Raw genomic sequence first — 16,620 nt, forward strand, 5'->3', positions numbered from 1 at the left:
CACCCCCGCGGAGACCTCGTCAGCCCGCGAACCACCCGGACGGGCTGAGCTCGCCACCCATCCGCGGGACGTACTGGTCGAAGTAGATCCGCGAGATCAGCTCGCGCCGGGACCGGACGTCGGCCTTGTCGAAGACCGACTTCAGGTGGTCCTGGACCGTGTACGCCGACAGGTGCAGCGTCGCCGCGATCTCCTTGGTGTCCACGCCCTGCAGGACCAGCTGGGTGACGTCTCGCTCGCGCTGGGTCAGGTCGAAGGCCGCGACCACCAGGGCCACGATCTCCGGCGGCCGGGCCTCCTCGATGGTCACGACGACCTCACCCACCCGGCCGTCGCCGCCCGAGAGCGGGGAGGCGTGCATCACCAGCCACGTGCCGTCGACCGCGCGGATGCGGGCCCGGGGCGGCGCCGTCGACTCACCACCCGCGTAGCGACGGGCGGCTCCGACCAGCGCCGAGACCGGGCTCATCGGGTCCGCGGCGGCGTCACCACCGACCAGCTGCGCCAGCCGCTCCTCGGCGCCGAGGCTCATCTGGAGGATCTGCCCGTCGGCACCGACGATCACCACGACCGGGCCGCTCGGCGCGACCGCCGGGGCGCCCGCTAGCCGGGCGAGCATGCCCGACCGCACCCCGCGCGCGAAGTACGTCGAGAGCGACGCGAGGAAGTCGACGTTCTCGTGGGTGAAGGCCGGGTCGTCGGTGCCGCGGAAGAGCGCCATCGCCCCCCAGGCCTTGTCGCCGTCGCGGAAGACCAGCCGGGCCTCGTCGCCGAACCCGAAGTGGGGGCGCATGAACGTCGCCATCCGGCCCGATCGCTCGACCTCCCCGTGGTGGACGAGCGCGACGCTCGCGGCGGGCAGGTCCGCGGAGGCGAGCTCGGTGAAGGTGGTCGGCTCGACCGTGCCGTACTCCAGCAGCCCGAACTCGTAGTCGTGGCTGTTGACCGCCCGCAGGTGGCCGTACTTCCGGGCGCTGGTCAGCATCCGGGTGCCCGGGTCGTGAGTGCCGAGGCAGGCCGCGACCCAGGGGACCGCGCGCCCGACCGACTCGGTCGCCTCGGCGAGGAACGTCTCGAGGTCCAGTCCTGCCCGGGACAGCACCTCGACGTCCCCGCGCACGCGCTCGGCCGCCAGTCCCGTCGTCACGCTCCCAGTGTCCGGGACCGCGCAGATCCGTGACATCCCACATTTCTGGGTGGTTCAGACCACCCAGAGGTGTCGGGCGAGAAGTTCCCCCGCGCACGGGATGGTCGCGGCCGTGGTGGGACCGGGAGGCTCGTCCCCATGACCACGACCCCGTCCGCCGCCCGGTCGTTCCCGGCCCAGGCACCCGTCGACGAGCGCGGCCGCCTGCTCCACGAGGGGGACGCCGCCGCACAGCTCGCGCTCTGCCTGGCCAACCTCGAGTCGCTGCTGGCCGTCGCCGGCCAGACGCCGGCGGACCTGGTCGAGGTCGAGGTGCGCACGACCGACGCCCGCCTCCTCGCCGAGGTGTGCGACGTGCTGACCGAGCGGCTGGACGCGACCGGCGGCCACCCGCGCATCACCGTGACCGAGGTCGAGGACCTCGGCGATCCCGGCCTCTTCGTCGTCCTCGGGGGCACGACGAGCTCCATCCACCCCGTCCCAGAAGGAAGCAGCATGTCCCTCGAGACCACCCTCGACAGCGCCACCGGCTCCCCCGCCGAGTCCCTTCGCGGCCTCTGCGGCGGCCGCGTCCACCTGCCCGGCGACCCGGCGTACGACGTCGCCCGGGTGCCGTGGAACGTCGCCGTCGACCAGCGGCCGGCCGCGGTCGCCGTGCCGCACACCCCGGCGGAGGTGGCCGAGGTCGTCCGCGCCGCCGCCGCGGCCGGCCTGCGGGTGGCCCCGCAGAGCAGCGGGCACAACGCCGCCCCCCTCGCGGAGCACGGCCTCGACGACGTCGTGCTCGTGCGGCTGCACGAGATGACCGGTGTCAGCATCGATCCCGAGGCACGTACCGCACGGGTGGTGGGCGGGACCCTGTGGCGCGACGTCGTGGCCGCGGCGGCGCCGTACGGCCTGGCCGCCATGCACGGCAGCTCCCCCGACGTCGCGGTCGCCGGCTACGTGCTCGGCGGCGGGCTGTCGTGGTACGCACGCCGGCACGGCCTCGCCGCCGACAGCCTCACCGCCGTCGAGGTGGTCACCGCCGACGGAACCCTGGTGCGCGCCGACGCGGAGCACCACGTCGACCTGTTCTGGGCGCTGCGCGGCGGCGGGGGCAACCTCGGGGTCGTCACCGCGATCGAGCTGCGGCTGCTCCCCGTCCCCGACGTCTACGCCGGCATGCTGCTGTGGGACCGCGAGCGTGCTCCCGAGGTGGTGCGCACCTGGGCCGCCTGGACGCGCGACCTGCCCGAGTCGGTCACCACGTCGCTGCGGGTGATGAGCTTCCCGCCGCTGCCCGACCTGCCGCCGTTCCTGAGCGGCCGCCAGCTGGTGGTCGTCGACGGCGCCGTCCTCGAGGGCGACGAGCGCGCGGTCGAGCTGCTCGCCCCGCTGCGGGCGCTCGCCCCGGAGATGGACACCTTCGGCCGGATGCCCGCCGCCGGCCTGCCGGAGATCCACATGGACCCTCCGGGCCCCACTCCCGCGGTCTCCGACCACGCGATGCTCGGCCGGTTCGGCGAGGAGGCGGTGGCAGCGCTGCTGGCCGAGGTCGGCCCCGGCACGACCACGCCGCTGCTGTTCGCCGAGGTCCGCCACCTCGGCGGCGCCCTCGGACGTCCGGCGCCGGGCGGCGGGGTGCTCGACCACCTCCCGGCCGCCTACGCGCTGTTCTGCGTGGCGGTCGCCCCGGTCCCGGAGGCGGCGGCCGCCGGGCTCGCCGCGGCTGCTCGCGTGGTCGCCGCCCTGGCGCCCTGGTCGGTCGCGAGCCGGGTGCTCAACTTCACCGAGCGGGCGGTGGACGCCAGCAGCGGCTACGACGGGGAGGCCTGGGCCCGGCTGTGCCGCGTGCGCGACGCGTACGACCCGACCGGGGTGCTCCTGGCCAACCACCCGCTCAACTGACCGGCACCAGCATGGATCGGACCTGCACGACGCCGGCGCCGTACGCCGAGTCGGCGGCGGCCTGCAGGGACCCGTCGTCGTGCACCACCTCGACGACGACGGCCATGGGGGTGGCGAAGACCGTGAGCGTCCCCGGGACCGGGTGCGCCGCCAGCTTCTCCTGCACCAGCTGCTGCTGCCCGGGGGTGAAGGAGCCGGCGTCGCCGGTGGGGCTCAGCTCGTCGGTCGCCGTCGGCTGCTGGTCGTCCTCGGGGACGGCCCGGGTCACCGTCAGCGTGGTCCCGTCGAAGGTGCCGGTGACGACGTACCCGCCCCACCGGACGTCGCCGGCCGTCTCGTAGCTGCCCGGGTGGCGCGACCAGTCCCAGCCGGCCAGCGGGATCCCGCGGCACTGGGGCGGGTAGGACTCCGCGACCGGCCCCAGGCACAGCTCGGGGCGGCCGGTGTCCATCACCGTGGCGACGCGGCGGGTGGTCACCGGCCGGTCGGCGGCGGGGACGCCGGCGCTCGACGGGGAGCCGGAGGCCGGGCCGGTCCTGGCCGACGAGCCGGGGTCGGTGGCCGTCCCGCCGTCGTCGCCGGTGTCGGTGCCGCAGGCGGCCGTCAGCAGCAGCGCGAGCAGGACGGGTGCGAGCCTCATGCCCTGTGGGACGCGCGGCGCCGGCCTGCGGTTCCGCGACGTGCGGCTCAGGGCAGGCGCTCGACCAGCTCGGCGATCCCGACGCGGGAGCCCGTGTAGAACGGGACCTCCTCGCGCACGTGGCGCCGGGCGTCGGAGGCGCGCAGGTGCCGCATCAGGTCGACGATCCGGTAGAGCTCGTCGGCCTCGAAGGCGAGGATCCACTCGTAGTCGCCGAGCGCGAAGCTGGCCACCGTGTTGGCACGCACGTCGGGGTAGCCGCGGGCCATCTGGCCGTGCTCGGCGAGCATCCGGCGGCGCTCGGCGTCCTCGAGGAGGTACCACTCGTAGGACCGCACGAACGGGTAGACGCACACGTGCGCCTTCGGCTCCTCGTCGTCCAGGAACGCCGGCACGTGGCTCTTGTTGAACTCCGCCGGCCGGTGCAGCGCCATCTGCGACCAGACCGGCTCGAGGCGGCGGCCGAACGCCGTACGCCGGAAGCGGTGGTAGGCGGCCTGCAGCTCCTCGGAGGTGGCCGCGTGCCACCAGACCATCACGTCGGCGTCGGCGCGCAGCCCGCTGACGTCGTAGACGCCGCGGACGACCACGTCGGACTCGGCGAGGTCGGCGAACAGCTTCTCGACCTCGGCTCCCTCGGCGGCCCGGTCGGCATCGTCGCCCAGCAGGTCGGCCAGCCGGAAGACCGACCACATCGTGTAACGGATCGAGTCGTTGATCTCGCGGACCCGGGCTGCCTTGGACACCGGCTTGTCGTTCATGCCCCCATTGTCCCCCGCGCTCAAGACCGGCCGAACCCGGCCTCCCGCGCCTTGATGATCGCCGCCGCGCGGTCGGGTGCGTGGAGCTTGGTGTAGATCGAGGAGACGATGTTGCGCACGGTCTTCCCGGACACGAAGACCTCGCGCGCGATGGCGTCGTTGGAGCGGCCGGCCGCGAGCAGGTCCAGCACCGTGCGCTCGCGGTCGGTGAGCTCGGGGAACGCCACCGGCTCCTGCTTCGGGCCGGCCGCGAAGAGGGCCGCCACCCGGCCGGCGAGGCTGGCCCCGAAGACCATGCCGCCCGCGTGCGCCGCGCGGACGGCGTTGAGCACCTCCTCGGCGCCCGAGCCCTTGAGCAGGTAGCCCGAGGCACCCGCACGGATCGCCGCGAGCACCGTGTCGTCGTCCTCGTTCATGGTGAGCATGACCACCCGCACGTCCGGCTGCCGCGCGGTGATCCGTCGGGTCGCCTCGATCCCGTCGAGCTGCGGCATCTGGATGTCCATCACCACGACGTCGGGGCCGGTCTCGTCGACCACGTGCAGGGCGTCGCGCCCGTCGGCGGCCGTGCCCACGACCTCGACGCCGTCCAGGGCCCCGAGCAGGGCCACCAGCCCGTCGCGGACGATCTGGTGGTCGTCGGCGACCACGACGCGGATGGTGTCGCTCATGTCGTCTCCCCCGCCGGCACCGGCGCCGGCCGTGTCGTCGTTCCCCTCGTCGGGAGCCAGGCCCGCACCACCGTGCCACCGCTCTCCGGGCAGGTCACCTCGCTGCGGCCGCCGAGCTCGGCGGCCCGCTCCCGCAGCGAGAGCAGGCCGACGCCGGCCTGGGCGTCGGCGGCGATGCCGGCCCCGTCGTCGACGACCTCCACGACCAGGTGCCGCCCGTCGCGCGCCAGCCGGACCGTGCAGCTGCGCGCACCCGCGTGCCGGGCGACGTTGGTGAGGGCCTCGGCCGCGATCCGGTACGCCGCCACCTCGACGGCCGCGGGCAGCGCACCGAGGTCGTCGGCCTCCACGCGCGCGTCCAGGCCGTCGGCGGAGAGCCGCTCGGCCTGCTGGCGCAGGGCGCCGACCAGGCCGAGGTCGTCCAGGGCCGGCGGTCGCAGGTCGTGCACGAGCCGGCGCACGTCCGCGACCACCTCCTGGACGTGCTCGCTGGTGGCGGCGAGGTGGCCCTTGGCGGCCTCCGGGTCGCGGTCGACCAGCAGCCGCGCCGACTCGAGCCGGAACACCACCCCGCTCAGTGCCGGGCCCAGGCCGTCGTGCAGGTCGCGGCGGATCCGCCGGCGCTCCTCCTCGCGGGCGACGACCAGGCGTTCGCGGCTCTCCTGGAGCTCGTCGGCCATCCGGCTCGACCGGGCCGCGGTGGCCGCCTGGCGGACCAGGTCGCCGAGCAGCTGCTCGTCGCGGCGGCTCAGCCGGCTGCGCAGGCCGCGGGCGGGCAGCACCAGCCGCCCCACCTCCACGTCGCGGTAGCTGATCGGCAGCGTGCGGGTCTCGGCCGGCCGGTCGCCGTACGTCGCCACGAGCCGCTCCCCGCCGCTGCGGTCGACCTCCACGCTGACGTAGCCGACCCCGAAGGCCGCGCCGACCGCGCGAGCGACCTCGGCGAGCTGCTCGGGACCCTCGTCGGCGCTCTCGAGGCTGGAGGCCAGGCCCGACACCAGGTCGTAGGGGTTGTCGCGGTCGCCCAGCAGCAGCCGGCGCACCCACCCCGAGAGGCGGGTGCGCAGCGGGGCGTAGAGCACCGCGGTGAGGAGCAGCACCGTCACCACGACCTGGCGCTGGTCGAGGCTGTCGCCGAGCACCGCGGTGAGCGTGGCGAGGACGGCGAGGTCGACGAGGACGAGGACCAGCCACAGCACGCCGTAGACGGCGGTGCGGCCGAGGAGGTCCTGGACCGGCACCACGGTGGGACTGACGATGCCGACGGTCATCGCGATCGGTGGCAGCGCGGCGAGGACGAACACGACCACGTCGTTGACCGACTGCACGTCGACGACGACCCCGAGGCTGATCACGACCGCCATCACGAGGACCGACCAGAGCAGCCACCGCATCCGCTCACGCTCGAGCCCCCGCGACCTGCGGTAGCGCACCACGACCGAGGCCATGGACAGCAGCACTCCGAGGATGGTGATGGCCACGACGACCGGGAGCGCCCGGTCGGCCACCTGCTCGGGCAGCGGCAGCGTGTAGGCGTCGAGGTCGACGCCGGGAGGGAGCGCCACGTCGGACGCCGACGAGCCGTTCGGGGCCAGGATCGCCGCCAGCACCGAGACCACCATGAGGGCCAGGCCCGCCTGGCAGACACGGCCCCAGCGTCCCTCCAGGAAACGGCCGGTCGGGAAGATCATCAGCAGGACGGCCACGGTGACCGGCAGGAACGCCCCGAGCCGGTTGAGGTTCCACAGCGCGAGGTTCTCCCCCGGCAGGGCGTGGTCGGCGCGGATGCCGAAGCGCACGTAGGCCTGGGCGAGCCCGTCGGTGGCCCAGAAGACGCCGAGCCACGCCAGCGCCCAGCCCCAGCCCTGGCGCACGTCACGGACCAGGATCACGGTGGCGAGGCCGCACAGGAGCGGCCCGAGCAGCGCATAGCTCCATCCGTAGCCCGGAGCCAGCTCGATCCCCGGCCCGGACGCCGGGGTCGCCAGGTCCAGCGCGACGGTGGCGACGAAGCAGGCGGCGGTCACCAGGGGCAGGGCGAGCACGGTCCACGCGCCGCGCCGAGCTGTCGTCGTACCGTCCCTGCTCACCGGGACATTGTGGGGCCGGCCCGGCCCCGAGGGGGCCGGACCGGCCGAGGTTGCCCGAGTCGTGTCGACCATGCCGATGACTGCCGCTGCGCAGACCGTGGGTGACGACCGGTCAGCGGGTGGCGGTGCGGTGCAGGCGGTCGCCCAGGGTGAAGCCGAGGGCGGTGGTCAGCAGCCACAGGACGCCGGTGACGCCGGACATGTACTCCAGCGGCGAGACGCCCAGCAGGACGGTGAGGCCGCCGAGGACGAGGCCGACCCGGCCGATCCAGCGGGGCACGACGCCCTGGCGGGCCGCCGAGGACAGCGCGAGCCCGGCGAGGCCGGCCAGCACCCACAGCCACGGGATGGTGCCGATCCAGTGGTTGTACATCGCCGCGTTCGCGTCGTCGACGATGCCGTCACCCTGGCCGAAGGCCATCATGAACTCGGTGTCGAGACCGGCGCCCAGCACCGAGACGACGGCGGTGCCCGCGAGCCCGGCGAAGGCGACCGTCGGGGCGATGCTGTCCGGCATCGCCGCACGCAGCCGGCGGAAGAGCCCGGCGGCGAAGACGACCATCAGCAGGGCCCCCACCATGGTGATCGAGTGGAACGCGAACATCACCGGCGCCTTGTCCTGCAGGTCGGCGGCGATGCCGTCCGTGGTGCCCTGGTACTTGTCCAGGTAGACCGTGTCGATCATCGACGAGGTGACGATGGTGGCCGCGCCCAGCAGCGCCGAGCCGATGCCGGCCAGCGCCCAGGTGCGGGAGCGGCTCGCGGGGCGGACCGGCACGGGGCGAGGCCCGGCGTCGAGCACGTCGGAGCGGACCGGGTTGCTGGTGGAGACGTGGGTGCTCATGGCAGTACTTCCTTCAGGTCGGGACAGACGGTCTCTGTCGATGACCTGACGGTGCCGGGCCGGTTGTCCCGGCCGACAGGGACAACCCGGCAAACCTCGTCGAGTCGGCGCAAACTCGCCGGAGAACAAGGTCGAGTCGGCGCAAGCTCGCCGACAAACAAGGTCGAGTCGGCGCAAACTCGCCGACTTTGCGCCGACTCGACCTGCTTCCGCGCCGACTTTGCGCCGACTCGACCTGCTTCCACGCCGACTTTGCGCCGACTCGACGTGCTTCAGCGACGAGCTTGCGCCGACTCGAGCTGCTGCGCGGCGCGGTGGGCCGAGGCGATGACCGCGGGGATGCCGACCCCGTCGTACGCCGCCCCGCAGACGGCGAGCCCGGGCACCCGCGCGACGTCGGCACGGATCCGGGCGACCCGGTCGAGGTGGCCGAGGGCGTACTGCGGCAGCCCGCCGCCCCAGCGCTGCACGTGCGTGTCGACCGGATGGGCGACCAGCCCGGTGGCGTCGGCGAGGTCGGCAAGCGAGCTGGCGACCAGCTCCTCGTCGGTGGCCTGCAGCGCGACCTCCTCGCGGTGGCGTCCCAGCGAGGTCCGCAAGTGGACGAGGTCCGCCCCGTCGAGGGCACCGAGCCCCGCGCGGCGCACCCAGCCCCACTTGGCGAAGGAGAACGTCGAGGCCTTGATGCGCCGCCCCTCGGTGGGCGGCACCAGGAACCCCGAGCTGTCCCCCGTGATCGCCGCGGCGACGTCGGCGGCGCGGAAGGCGAGGGTCACCACGGCCACGGACGCGGACTCGACGCCGGCCAGCTCGGCGGCCGCGGTCGGCGCCACGTCGCGCAGCAGCCTGGACGTCGGCGCGGCCGGGGTGGCGAGGACGACGGCGTCGGCCTCAACGAGCTCCTCGGCGGTCGTGGGGCCGGCGACGAGCACGAAGCCGCCGTCCGGGGCCGGTCGCAGCGCGCGCACCGTCACGCCGGTCCGGACCGTGAACGGACCCGTCGCGAGCGCCTCGGGAAGCCGGCCCATCCCACCGGGGATGCCGGCGAAGACCGGCTTGTCGTAGCTCGGGGGGATCGCCGAGGCCTGCTCGAGCAGCGAGCCGCGCTCGGCGTACGCCACCAGCTGCGGGACCGCGGCGCGAGCCGAGATCTCCCGCGACCGGCCGGCGTAGACGCCGCCCAGCAGCGGCTCGACGAGCACGTCGGTGACCTCGTCGCCGAACCGGCGGGCGACCAGGTCACCCACCGACACATCGCCGTCGATGTGCTCGGCGGCCAGCCCGGGCTCCTGACGCGCCCGCTCGAGGCCCTCCTCGGAGAGCACCCCGGAGGCCGCGAGCTGGTCGAGGTCGAGGGGTACGCCCATCAGCGACCGGGGCAGCGGCCGCAGCGCGTCGCGGGTCCAGATCCGGGAGGAGACGACGGCCGGGTGCTCGATCTCCAGGCCGGCCGCGACCGCGAGGTCGACGCCTTCGGGACGGCGGTTGAGCATCGCCTCGGCGCCGACGTCGACCGGGATCCCGGCGACCTCGTCGCGGCGCAGCTTGCCGCCGACGGCAGGCGTCGCCTCGAGCAGCAGCACGTCGTGGCCGGCGTGGCCGAGGTCGCGTGCGGCCACCAGTCCGGCGATGCCGCCTCCGACCACGACCACACCGCGACGTTCCCGACTCACCGGGCCAGAGTAGGACCCGGCCCCAGCCGCGGGTGCGCACGGTTGGGGCCGGGGGTTCAGGGGGGCGGCGTCAGGCGGCGAGCACCTCGCGCGCGTGACGCGGCGCCGTCCGGGTGCCGACCGGCTGGTCGAGGTCGCGGCCACGCGTCTCCGGGAGGTACCGCGCGCAGGTGAGGCTCAGCGCGGCGACCGCCACGTTGTAGCCCGCGACCCACCACAGGGTGCCGTCGCCGAGCGTGACCAGCCAGGCGGCGATCAGCGGCGTCAGCCCCGAGGCCACGACGCCCGAGACCTGGTAGAGCGAGCTGAGCGCCGTGTAGCGGAACCGGGTGTCGAACAGCTCGGACCAGAAGGCCGCCAACGGGCCGTAGACCGTGCCGTACACCACGCCCAGGCCGGCCACGAGTGCGGTGAAGATCGCCAGGCGACCGCCGCTCTGCACCAACGCGGCCACCGGGAAGGCGAGCACCAGCGCCGTCCAGGCGCCGGCCCGGAACACCGGCTTGCGACCCACCCGGTCCGAGAACGCACCGGCCAGCGGGACCAGCACCACGCCGAGGGTCGCGCCGACGAGGATCCCGTTGAGCGCCCACGACTTCGGCAGCCCGAGGTCGGTGACGACGTAGGCCAGCAGGAAGACCGAGAAGAAGTTGAACGTGAAGCCCTCGACGAAGCGCGTGCCCATGCCGAGCAGGAGCGCCCGCGGCTGCTGGCGCAGCAGCTCGCGCAGCGGCACCGACGCGACCTGCTTCCGCTCCTGGACCCGGGCGAAGGACGGTGTCTCCATGACCGAGAGCCGGATGTAGGCGCCGATCGCGAGCAGCACCACGCTGATCAGGAAGCAGGCCCGCCAGCCCCAGGCGAGGAACGCCTCGTCCGGCAGCAGGCTGGCCACCGAGAACGCGCCCGAGGCCAGGAGCAGGCCGCCCGGCACACCGATGTGGGCGAAGCTGCCGAAGAAGCCGCGCCGCTCCGCGGGGGCGAACTCCACCGCGAGCAGCACCGCGCCGCCGTACTCACCGCCGACGCCGATGCCCTGGAGCACCCGGAGCACCACGAGGAGCACGGGCGCCCACACGCCGATCTGGTCGTACGTCGGCAGCAGCCCGATCGCCGCGGTGCCCACGCCCATGATGACCAGCGTCAGCAGCAGCATCTTCTTGCGGCCGACCCGGTCCCCGAAGTGACCGAAGACCAGCCCGCCGACCGGGCGGGCGAGGAACCCGACCGCGAAGGTCGCGAACGCCGCGAACTGGGCGGCCGGGCCGTCGAGGCCGTTGAAGTAGAGCTTGTCGAAGACCAGCCCCGCGGCCGTGCCGTAGAGGAAGAAGTCGTACCACTCGATGGTCGCACCCACCGCGGAGGCGAGTGCGACCTTGCGAGGACTCTGGGACATCAGGCGACCTCGTCGCTGATGCGGGTGAAGGCGCTGCGGTGGAACACCAGCGGCAGCGAGGTGTCGGCGTGCTCGACCGCGTGCAGCTGGAGGATCACGATCGTGTGGTCGCCGGCCTCCACCTCGCGGTAGACCGAGCAGTCGAAGCGGGCGAGCCCCTCGTCGAGGGTCACGGCGCCGTCCCCGGTGGTGGTCACGGACACGTCGTCGAAGCGGTGCTCGACCGGCCCGGCCAGCCGTCGGCAGACGTCGCCGTGGTGGTCGGCCAGGATCGTGAGCCCGAGGCGGTCGGCCCGGCGCAGCGTGGGCCAGGTCTTTGAGGTGTTGGCCACGGAGAACGACACCAGGGCCGGCTCGAGGCTGACGGAGGTGAAGGAGCTCGCGGCCAGACCGGTCAGCTGCCCGTCCACCTCGGCGGCCACGGCGACCACGCCGCTGGGGAACACCCCGAACGCCTCGCGGAGGCGCTTCGGGTCGAGGTCCTGGTTGGTCGTGAGTGCGGTGACGGTCATGCGAGGACTCCTGTCGGTGCGGAGAGCAGGGACGAGACGGCCGGTCGCACGGTGGCCAGCCAGCCGGCGTACGCCGCGGGGTCGTCGTGCGCGCTGTCGAGGACGTACAGGCCACGCAGCGTGGTGCCGCCGATCTCGGCGAGCAGCGGCCGGAGCGTGAGCTCCGGGGCCAGCGCGTGGGCCGGGCCGGCGCCCAGCATGAGCGGGACGGCGACGCCGCGCAGCCCGTCGGTCGAGAACCGGTCGAGGAAGAGCTTGAGCAAACCGCTGTAGGTCGCCTTGTAGGTGGGCGACGCGACGACCACGAGGTCGGCGGCACCCACCTCCCCCACCAGCCCGGAGACGGTCGGGTCCTGCCAGTCCAGGAGCGCCGCACCGAGGTCGGCCAGGTCGACGACCAGGTCGGGCTCGGCGCCGGCCAGCTCGCGGGCCACGTGCAGCGCCGCCGTGAGGGTGCGCGAGCGCGGCTTGGGGTTGCCGACCACCACCGCGACGCGGGGCGCGTCGGCACCGGTGCCGCTCACGAGGCGGCCCGCCCCGCGTCGGCCGCGAACGGCACCTGGGCGCTGACCGCGGTCGGGTGCGGGTGCTCCCACAGCCCGCGCCTCGCGAGCTCGGGCAGCACGCCCTCGCCGAACCAGTAGGCGCCCTCGAGGTGCGGGTAGGCCGAGAGCACGAACTCGTCGATGCCGACCGAGTGGTACTCCTCGATGCGGTCGGCGACCTCCTGGTGGCTGCCCACCAGGGCGGTGCCGGCGCCGCCGCGGACCAGGCCGACGCCGGCCCAGACGTTGGGGTGGATCTCGAGGTCGCCCTTGTTGCCGCCGTTGAGCTCGAGCATCCGGCGCTGTCCCTCGGACTCGGAGCGGCGCAGGCCCGCCTGCACCTTGGCGATGGTGTCCTCGTCGATCCCCGCGATCAGGCGGTCGGCCTCGGCCCACGCCTCCTCGGCGGTGTCGCGGGTGATGGTGTGCATGCGGATCCCGAATTTCATCTCGCGGCCCTGCGCCTCGGCGAGCCGTCGGATCCACTTCACCTTCTCGGCCACCGCCTCCGGCGGCTCGCCCCACGTCAGGTAGACGTCGGCGTGCTTGGCCGCGACCTCACCCGCGACCGGCGAGGAGCCGCCGAAGTAGATCTCGGGGACCGGGTCGGGGATCTGGCCCAGCGAGGCGTTCTCCACCTGCAGGTGCCGGCCGTGGAAGTCGACGGTCTCGCCGCGCCAGAGGGCGCGCACGATGGTGAGGAACTCGTCGCAGCGCTGGTAGCGCTCCTCCTTGTCCAGGAAGTCGCCGAACATCCGCTGCTCGTGGCTCTCGCCGCCGGTGACGACGTTGAGCAGCAGCCGGCCGCCGGTGAGGTTCTGGAAGGTGCCGGCCATCTGCGCGGCCAGGAACGGCGAGACCAGCCCGGGGCGGAAGGCCACCAGGAACTTCAGCCGCTCGGAGACCTGGCTGAGCATCGCGGTGGAGAGCCACGCGTCCTCGCACCACGCGCCGGCCGGGGTCAGCGCCGCGTCGAAGCCCATGTCCTCCGCACCGCGCGCGACCTGGCCGAGGTAGGCGACCGAGGCCGGGCGACCCGACGGGATGGCGTCGACGCCGTGGCCGCCGCCGACCACCTGTCGGCCGTCACCGCCGTTGGTCGGCAGGAACCAGTGGAACTTCAGGGGGGAGGTCATCGGGGTCCTTTCCTCAGAGCTGGCCGTGGTTGGGCGGCAGGGTTCCGTCGACCGCGTGGCGGCCCAGGTGCTGGACCTTCCAGGCGGCCGGGTCGTGCAGGGTGTGCGTCCGGGCGTTGCGCCAGTGCCGGTCGAGGTTGAGGCTCGCGAGCGCCGAGCGGGTGCCGGCGACCTCGAAGAGGCGGCTGGCGACGTCGACCGACGCCTGGCTGCTGGAGGCGCGGGCGGCCGCGACCGCGAGGCTGGCCTCGGCGGCCGACTTCTCGTCCAGGTGGGCGTCCGCCCGGTCGACCGCGCGGCCCGCCTCGGCGAGCAGCGCCTCGGCCGCACGGACCGAGAGCTCCATCTCGCCGAAGGCGTGCACGACCAGCGGGTCGTCGGCGGCCCGCTCCACCTGGGCGTCCGGGTAGGGCCGGCTCTTGGAGGTGACGAAGCGGGCGGCGTCGTCGAGGGCGGCCCTGGCGATGCCGGCGTCGAGGGCCGCGTGCAGGAGCTGGGCGAAGGCGCCGTAGGTCTGCGGACCCTCGAAGGTGAGGTGGTACGGCGTGATGCGCGCGGTCTGCACCGCGACGTTCTCCAGCCGCACGGTCCCGCTGGCGGTGGTCCGCTGCCCGAGCCCGTCCCAGTCGTCGAGGACGGTCACGCCGGGCGCGGTGCGCTCGACCCAGGCCACGTGCAGCGGCCCCTGCGCCGGCTCCGTGTCCTCGTCGAGGTGGGCCAACACGGGGATCCAGTCCGCGAACAGCGCGCCGGTGCTGTAGCCCTTGACGCCGTTGAGCAGCCAGCCGCTGCCGGTCGGGGTCAGCGTCGTACGGATGTCGCGGACGTGGCGGGTGCCGACCTCGGACTGGGCGTTGCCGAACCGACGGCCGGCGAGCACCTGCCCGAAGAAGAACTCCTGCTGGGCCGGGGTCCCCTGGTGCCGCAACGCGTTGACGTAGACGAAGTGGCTGTGCGGGATCTGCGCCACGCTGGGGTCGCCGGTGGCGAGCAGCCGGAAGACCTCGGCCACCACCTCGGCGGGCAGGTCGGCCCCGCCGTGGCGGGCCGGCACGGTGATCGCGAAGAGCCCTGCGGCGGTGATCGCCTCGAGCTCCGGGCCGGGCAACCGGCGCTCGGCGTCGCGGCGGGAGGCCTCCTGCGCGAGCTGGGCGGCCGCCTCCTCGGCGACCCGCAGCGCCTCGGCGGAGGAGAGCACGGGCACCGTCGGGCTCCCGGCCCTCGGGGCGCCCGCGACACCGCTGTCGGTCTCGGTCCTCATCCTCGGCACTCCTCGTCTGCTCGGCTCCGCGGCGCTTGGGCCCTTATGTCAATCATGTTGATGTACTTTGATGACCGGTGCAAGCCGAGACAGCCCGCCACGCGGGCGGAGTCGGCGATGGGGTGACAGGCACCGCCTGTCACCCGGCGAGAGCCAGCTCCCCACGACAGCAGGAGGACCCCCGGTGCGGATCGAACAGCTCGAGTACGTCGCCGCCGTGACCCAGCACGGGTCGCTGCGCCGCGCGAGCGAGCACCTGCACATCTCCCAGCCGGCGCTGAGCGAGGCGGTGAGCAAGCTCGAGCGCGAGCTCGGCGTCACGCTCCTGGACCGGCACCGCTCGGGTGCGCGGATCAGCCGGCGCGGCCGCGAGCTCCAGCAGAACATGGTGGAGGTGCTCGAGGCGGTCGAGCGGCTGCGCACCGCCGCCGGCGACCAGGCCACGAGCACCCGCGCGATCCGGGTCGGCACGGTCAGCACCGCGACCTCCACGCTGCTCGTCCCCGCGGTGAGCGAGGTCCGCTCCGCCCACCCCTCGACGACGGTGGAGGTCATCAACACCCAGCAGTCCGACATCCACCAGGGCCTGCTCGACGGCAGCCTCGACCTCGGGATGGTCAACGTGCTCGAGGGCGACGACCCGGAGCCGGACCTCGTCGGCCAGGCCCTCGTCCACGGTCGCCCGGTGGTGGTGCTGCGCGCCGACCACCCGCTCACGGCCCAGGACGAGGTGCGCATCGACCAGCTGCGGGCGGAGCCGTTCGTGGCGATGCGCGCCGGCTACCTGATGCACCGCTTCGCGCACCGGCTCTTCGGCTCCCAGATGCCACCGGTGAGCTACACGACCGACGGCGCCGAGCTCGGCAAGGTCATGGTGGCCGAGGGCCTCGGGCTGACCGTCCTGCCCGACTACAGCGTGGCCGGCGACCCGATGGAGCGGGCCGGCCTGATCACCTACCGCCCGATCTCGGGTGACCGCACCGCGATCACGCTGGTGCTGCGCCAGCGTCGCGGGCAGCGGGCACCGCTCCCCGTCCGTGACCTCCAGGCCGCGCTCGTCTCGCACGCCCGCGCCTACCGTCGGGGAACCCCTCCGGGCAGGGATCCGTCCCAGACTGCATGACCCGCACGCACCGCAGCCGCCGGACCGCCGTCGCCCTCGTCGCCACCCTCGGCCTCACCGCCACCCTCGCCCTCGATGCCTGCTCCTCCGGAGGCTCCTCGGACGGGAGCGCTGCCGGCTCCACGGACGCCATCTCGGGATCGGTCGCCGGCGACGCGCCCGCCGAGTCGGCAGCCCGCCGTGCGGTGGCCACCGACATCGGCGACCGCGTGCAGCGCAAGGCCGTGATCTCGACCGGCCGGGTCCAGCTCCGCGCCACCGACGTGGCGGCCGCCCGGCGCGACGTACGCCGGGTCGTGGACAGGTACGACGGCGAGGTGACCAGCGACGAGACCGACTCCGACGACGAGGGCCGGACCGTCAACGCCCGCCTGGTGCTGCGGGTGCCCTCGGCCGACTTCGACGCGGCGATGGGCGCCCTGCGCGGTGTCGCGGAGCTCGCCTACGGCAGCTCCGACGAGAAGGACGTGACGACGAAGGTGATCGACACCCGGGTGCGGCTGCGCGCCCAGCGCCGGAGCGTCGCCCGGGTGGAGACGCTGCTGGACCGGGCGCAGAACCTGCGCGACATCGTGCTGATCGAGTCCGAGCTCTCCCAGCGGCAGGCCGCGTTGGACTCCTTGGAGCAGCAGTCGGCCTACCTGGCCGACCAGACGTCGATGGCCACGATCACCGTCGACATCGAGCACGAGCGGCACGCCGGCGCGACCACGCACGAGGACCGCACGGGCTTCCTCGCCGGCCTCTCCGCGGGCTGGCACGGGCTCACCGCCGTGGCCGTGGGCCTCGCCACCGCGCTCGGCGCACTGCTGCCGTTCCTGGTCGTCCTGCTGGTCCTGGCCCTGCTCGCGTGGCCGGCGCTGCGGGCCCTCCGCCGTCGGCGTACTCCCCCGACCACGCCGCTGCCCGAGGGCTGAGCCCGACCCGTTCC

At 74.1% G+C, this 16,620-nt stretch carries 15 protein-coding genes; 3 read left to right on the top strand and 12 right to left on the bottom strand.

From position 1 onward, the window contains the following. Window positions 1-19 precede the first annotated feature (19 nt). Entirely contained in the window at window positions 20-1,147 is a 1,128-nt protein-coding gene (locus tag ACFO9I_RS03360) for a helix-turn-helix transcriptional regulator (protein ID WP_379177779.1), read from the bottom strand. Between the two features lie 138 nt (window positions 1,148-1,285). Between ACFO9I_RS03360 and ACFO9I_RS03365 the strand changes: the two genes are divergently transcribed. After that, the gene (locus ACFO9I_RS03365) at window positions 1,286-3,037 is read left to right on the top strand and encodes an FAD-binding oxidoreductase (protein WP_379177781.1); all 1,752 of its coding nucleotides are present in this window, start codon (window positions 1,286-1,288) and stop codon (window positions 3,035-3,037) included. Here ACFO9I_RS03365 and ACFO9I_RS03370 read toward each other — a convergent pair. From ACFO9I_RS03370 to ACFO9I_RS03420, 11 genes are all read right to left on the bottom strand, one after another. Continuing rightward, complete coding sequence (locus ACFO9I_RS03370) at window positions 3,030-3,677, bottom strand: hypothetical protein (protein WP_379177783.1); 648 nt, start codon at window positions 3,675-3,677, stop codon at window positions 3,030-3,032. The genes ACFO9I_RS03365 and ACFO9I_RS03370 overlap by 8 nt on opposite strands. A 47-nt stretch (window positions 3,678-3,724) precedes the next feature. Next, the gene (gene hemQ, locus ACFO9I_RS03375) at window positions 3,725-4,438 is read right to left on the bottom strand and encodes a hydrogen peroxide-dependent heme synthase (protein WP_379177785.1); all 714 of its coding nucleotides are present in this window, start codon (window positions 4,436-4,438) and stop codon (window positions 3,725-3,727) included. Between the two features lie 20 nt (window positions 4,439-4,458). After that, complete coding sequence (locus tag ACFO9I_RS03380; RefSeq protein ID WP_379177787.1) at window positions 4,459-5,109, bottom strand: response regulator; 651 nt, start codon at window positions 5,107-5,109, stop codon at window positions 4,459-4,461. Next, the gene (locus tag ACFO9I_RS03385) at window positions 5,106-7,199 is read right to left on the bottom strand and encodes a sensor histidine kinase (RefSeq protein ID WP_379177789.1); all 2,094 of its coding nucleotides are present in this window, start codon (window positions 7,197-7,199) and stop codon (window positions 5,106-5,108) included. The genes ACFO9I_RS03380 and ACFO9I_RS03385 overlap by 4 nt, the downstream gene beginning before the upstream one ends. A 112-nt stretch (window positions 7,200-7,311) precedes the next feature. Next, a complete protein-coding gene (locus ACFO9I_RS03390) occupies window positions 7,312-8,043 on the bottom strand; it encodes a hypothetical protein (RefSeq protein ID WP_379177791.1) in 732 nt (243 codons plus the stop codon). A 272-nt stretch (window positions 8,044-8,315) separates the two neighbouring features. Next, a complete protein-coding gene (hemG, locus tag ACFO9I_RS03395) occupies window positions 8,316-9,716 on the bottom strand; it encodes a protoporphyrinogen oxidase (RefSeq protein ID WP_379177793.1) in 1,401 nt (466 codons plus the stop codon). Between the two features lie 70 nt (window positions 9,717-9,786). Then, window positions 9,787-11,112, bottom strand: a complete 1,326-nt coding sequence (locus tag ACFO9I_RS03400) for an MFS transporter (RefSeq protein WP_379177795.1) — start codon at window positions 11,110-11,112, stop codon at window positions 9,787-9,789. Next, window positions 11,112-11,624: a flavin reductase family protein gene (locus ACFO9I_RS03405; protein WP_379177797.1), complete on the bottom strand. Its 513-nt coding sequence runs from the start codon at window positions 11,622-11,624 to the stop codon at window positions 11,112-11,114. Before ACFO9I_RS03405 ends, ACFO9I_RS03400 begins: the two co-directional genes overlap by 1 nt. Continuing rightward, window positions 11,621-12,148 carry an NADPH-dependent FMN reductase gene (locus ACFO9I_RS03410; RefSeq protein WP_379177799.1) on the bottom strand — a complete coding sequence of 176 codons (528 nt, stop codon included), beginning with the start codon at window positions 12,146-12,148 and terminating at the stop codon, window positions 11,621-11,623. Before ACFO9I_RS03410 ends, ACFO9I_RS03405 begins: the two co-directional genes overlap by 4 nt. After that, the gene (locus ACFO9I_RS03415; protein ID WP_379177801.1) at window positions 12,145-13,305 is read right to left on the bottom strand and encodes an LLM class flavin-dependent oxidoreductase; all 1,161 of its coding nucleotides are present in this window, start codon (window positions 13,303-13,305) and stop codon (window positions 12,145-12,147) included. Before ACFO9I_RS03415 ends, ACFO9I_RS03410 begins: the two co-directional genes overlap by 4 nt. Before the next feature lie 13 nt (window positions 13,306-13,318). Beyond that, a complete protein-coding gene (locus ACFO9I_RS03420) occupies window positions 13,319-14,566 on the bottom strand; it encodes an SfnB family sulfur acquisition oxidoreductase (protein ID WP_379177803.1) in 1,248 nt (415 codons plus the stop codon). A gap of 184 nt (window positions 14,567-14,750) precedes the next feature. On the opposite strand from ACFO9I_RS03420, the gene ACFO9I_RS03425 reads away from it, so the two are divergent. Then, entirely contained in the window at window positions 14,751-15,689 is a 939-nt protein-coding gene (locus ACFO9I_RS03425; protein ID WP_379177805.1) for a LysR family transcriptional regulator, read from the top strand. After that, window positions 15,686-16,606, top strand: coding sequence for a DUF4349 domain-containing protein (locus tag ACFO9I_RS03430; RefSeq protein WP_379177807.1), 921 nt, complete (start codon window positions 15,686-15,688; stop codon window positions 16,604-16,606). The genes ACFO9I_RS03425 and ACFO9I_RS03430 overlap by 4 nt, the downstream gene beginning before the upstream one ends. Window positions 16,607-16,620 lie beyond the last annotated feature (14 nt).

Origin of the sequence: Nocardioides sp. GCM10023255 (assembly GCF_042653125.1) — a bacterium.
In the GTDB taxonomy this organism is placed as follows: Bacteria; Actinomycetota; Actinomycetes; order Propionibacteriales; family Nocardioidaceae; genus Nocardioides.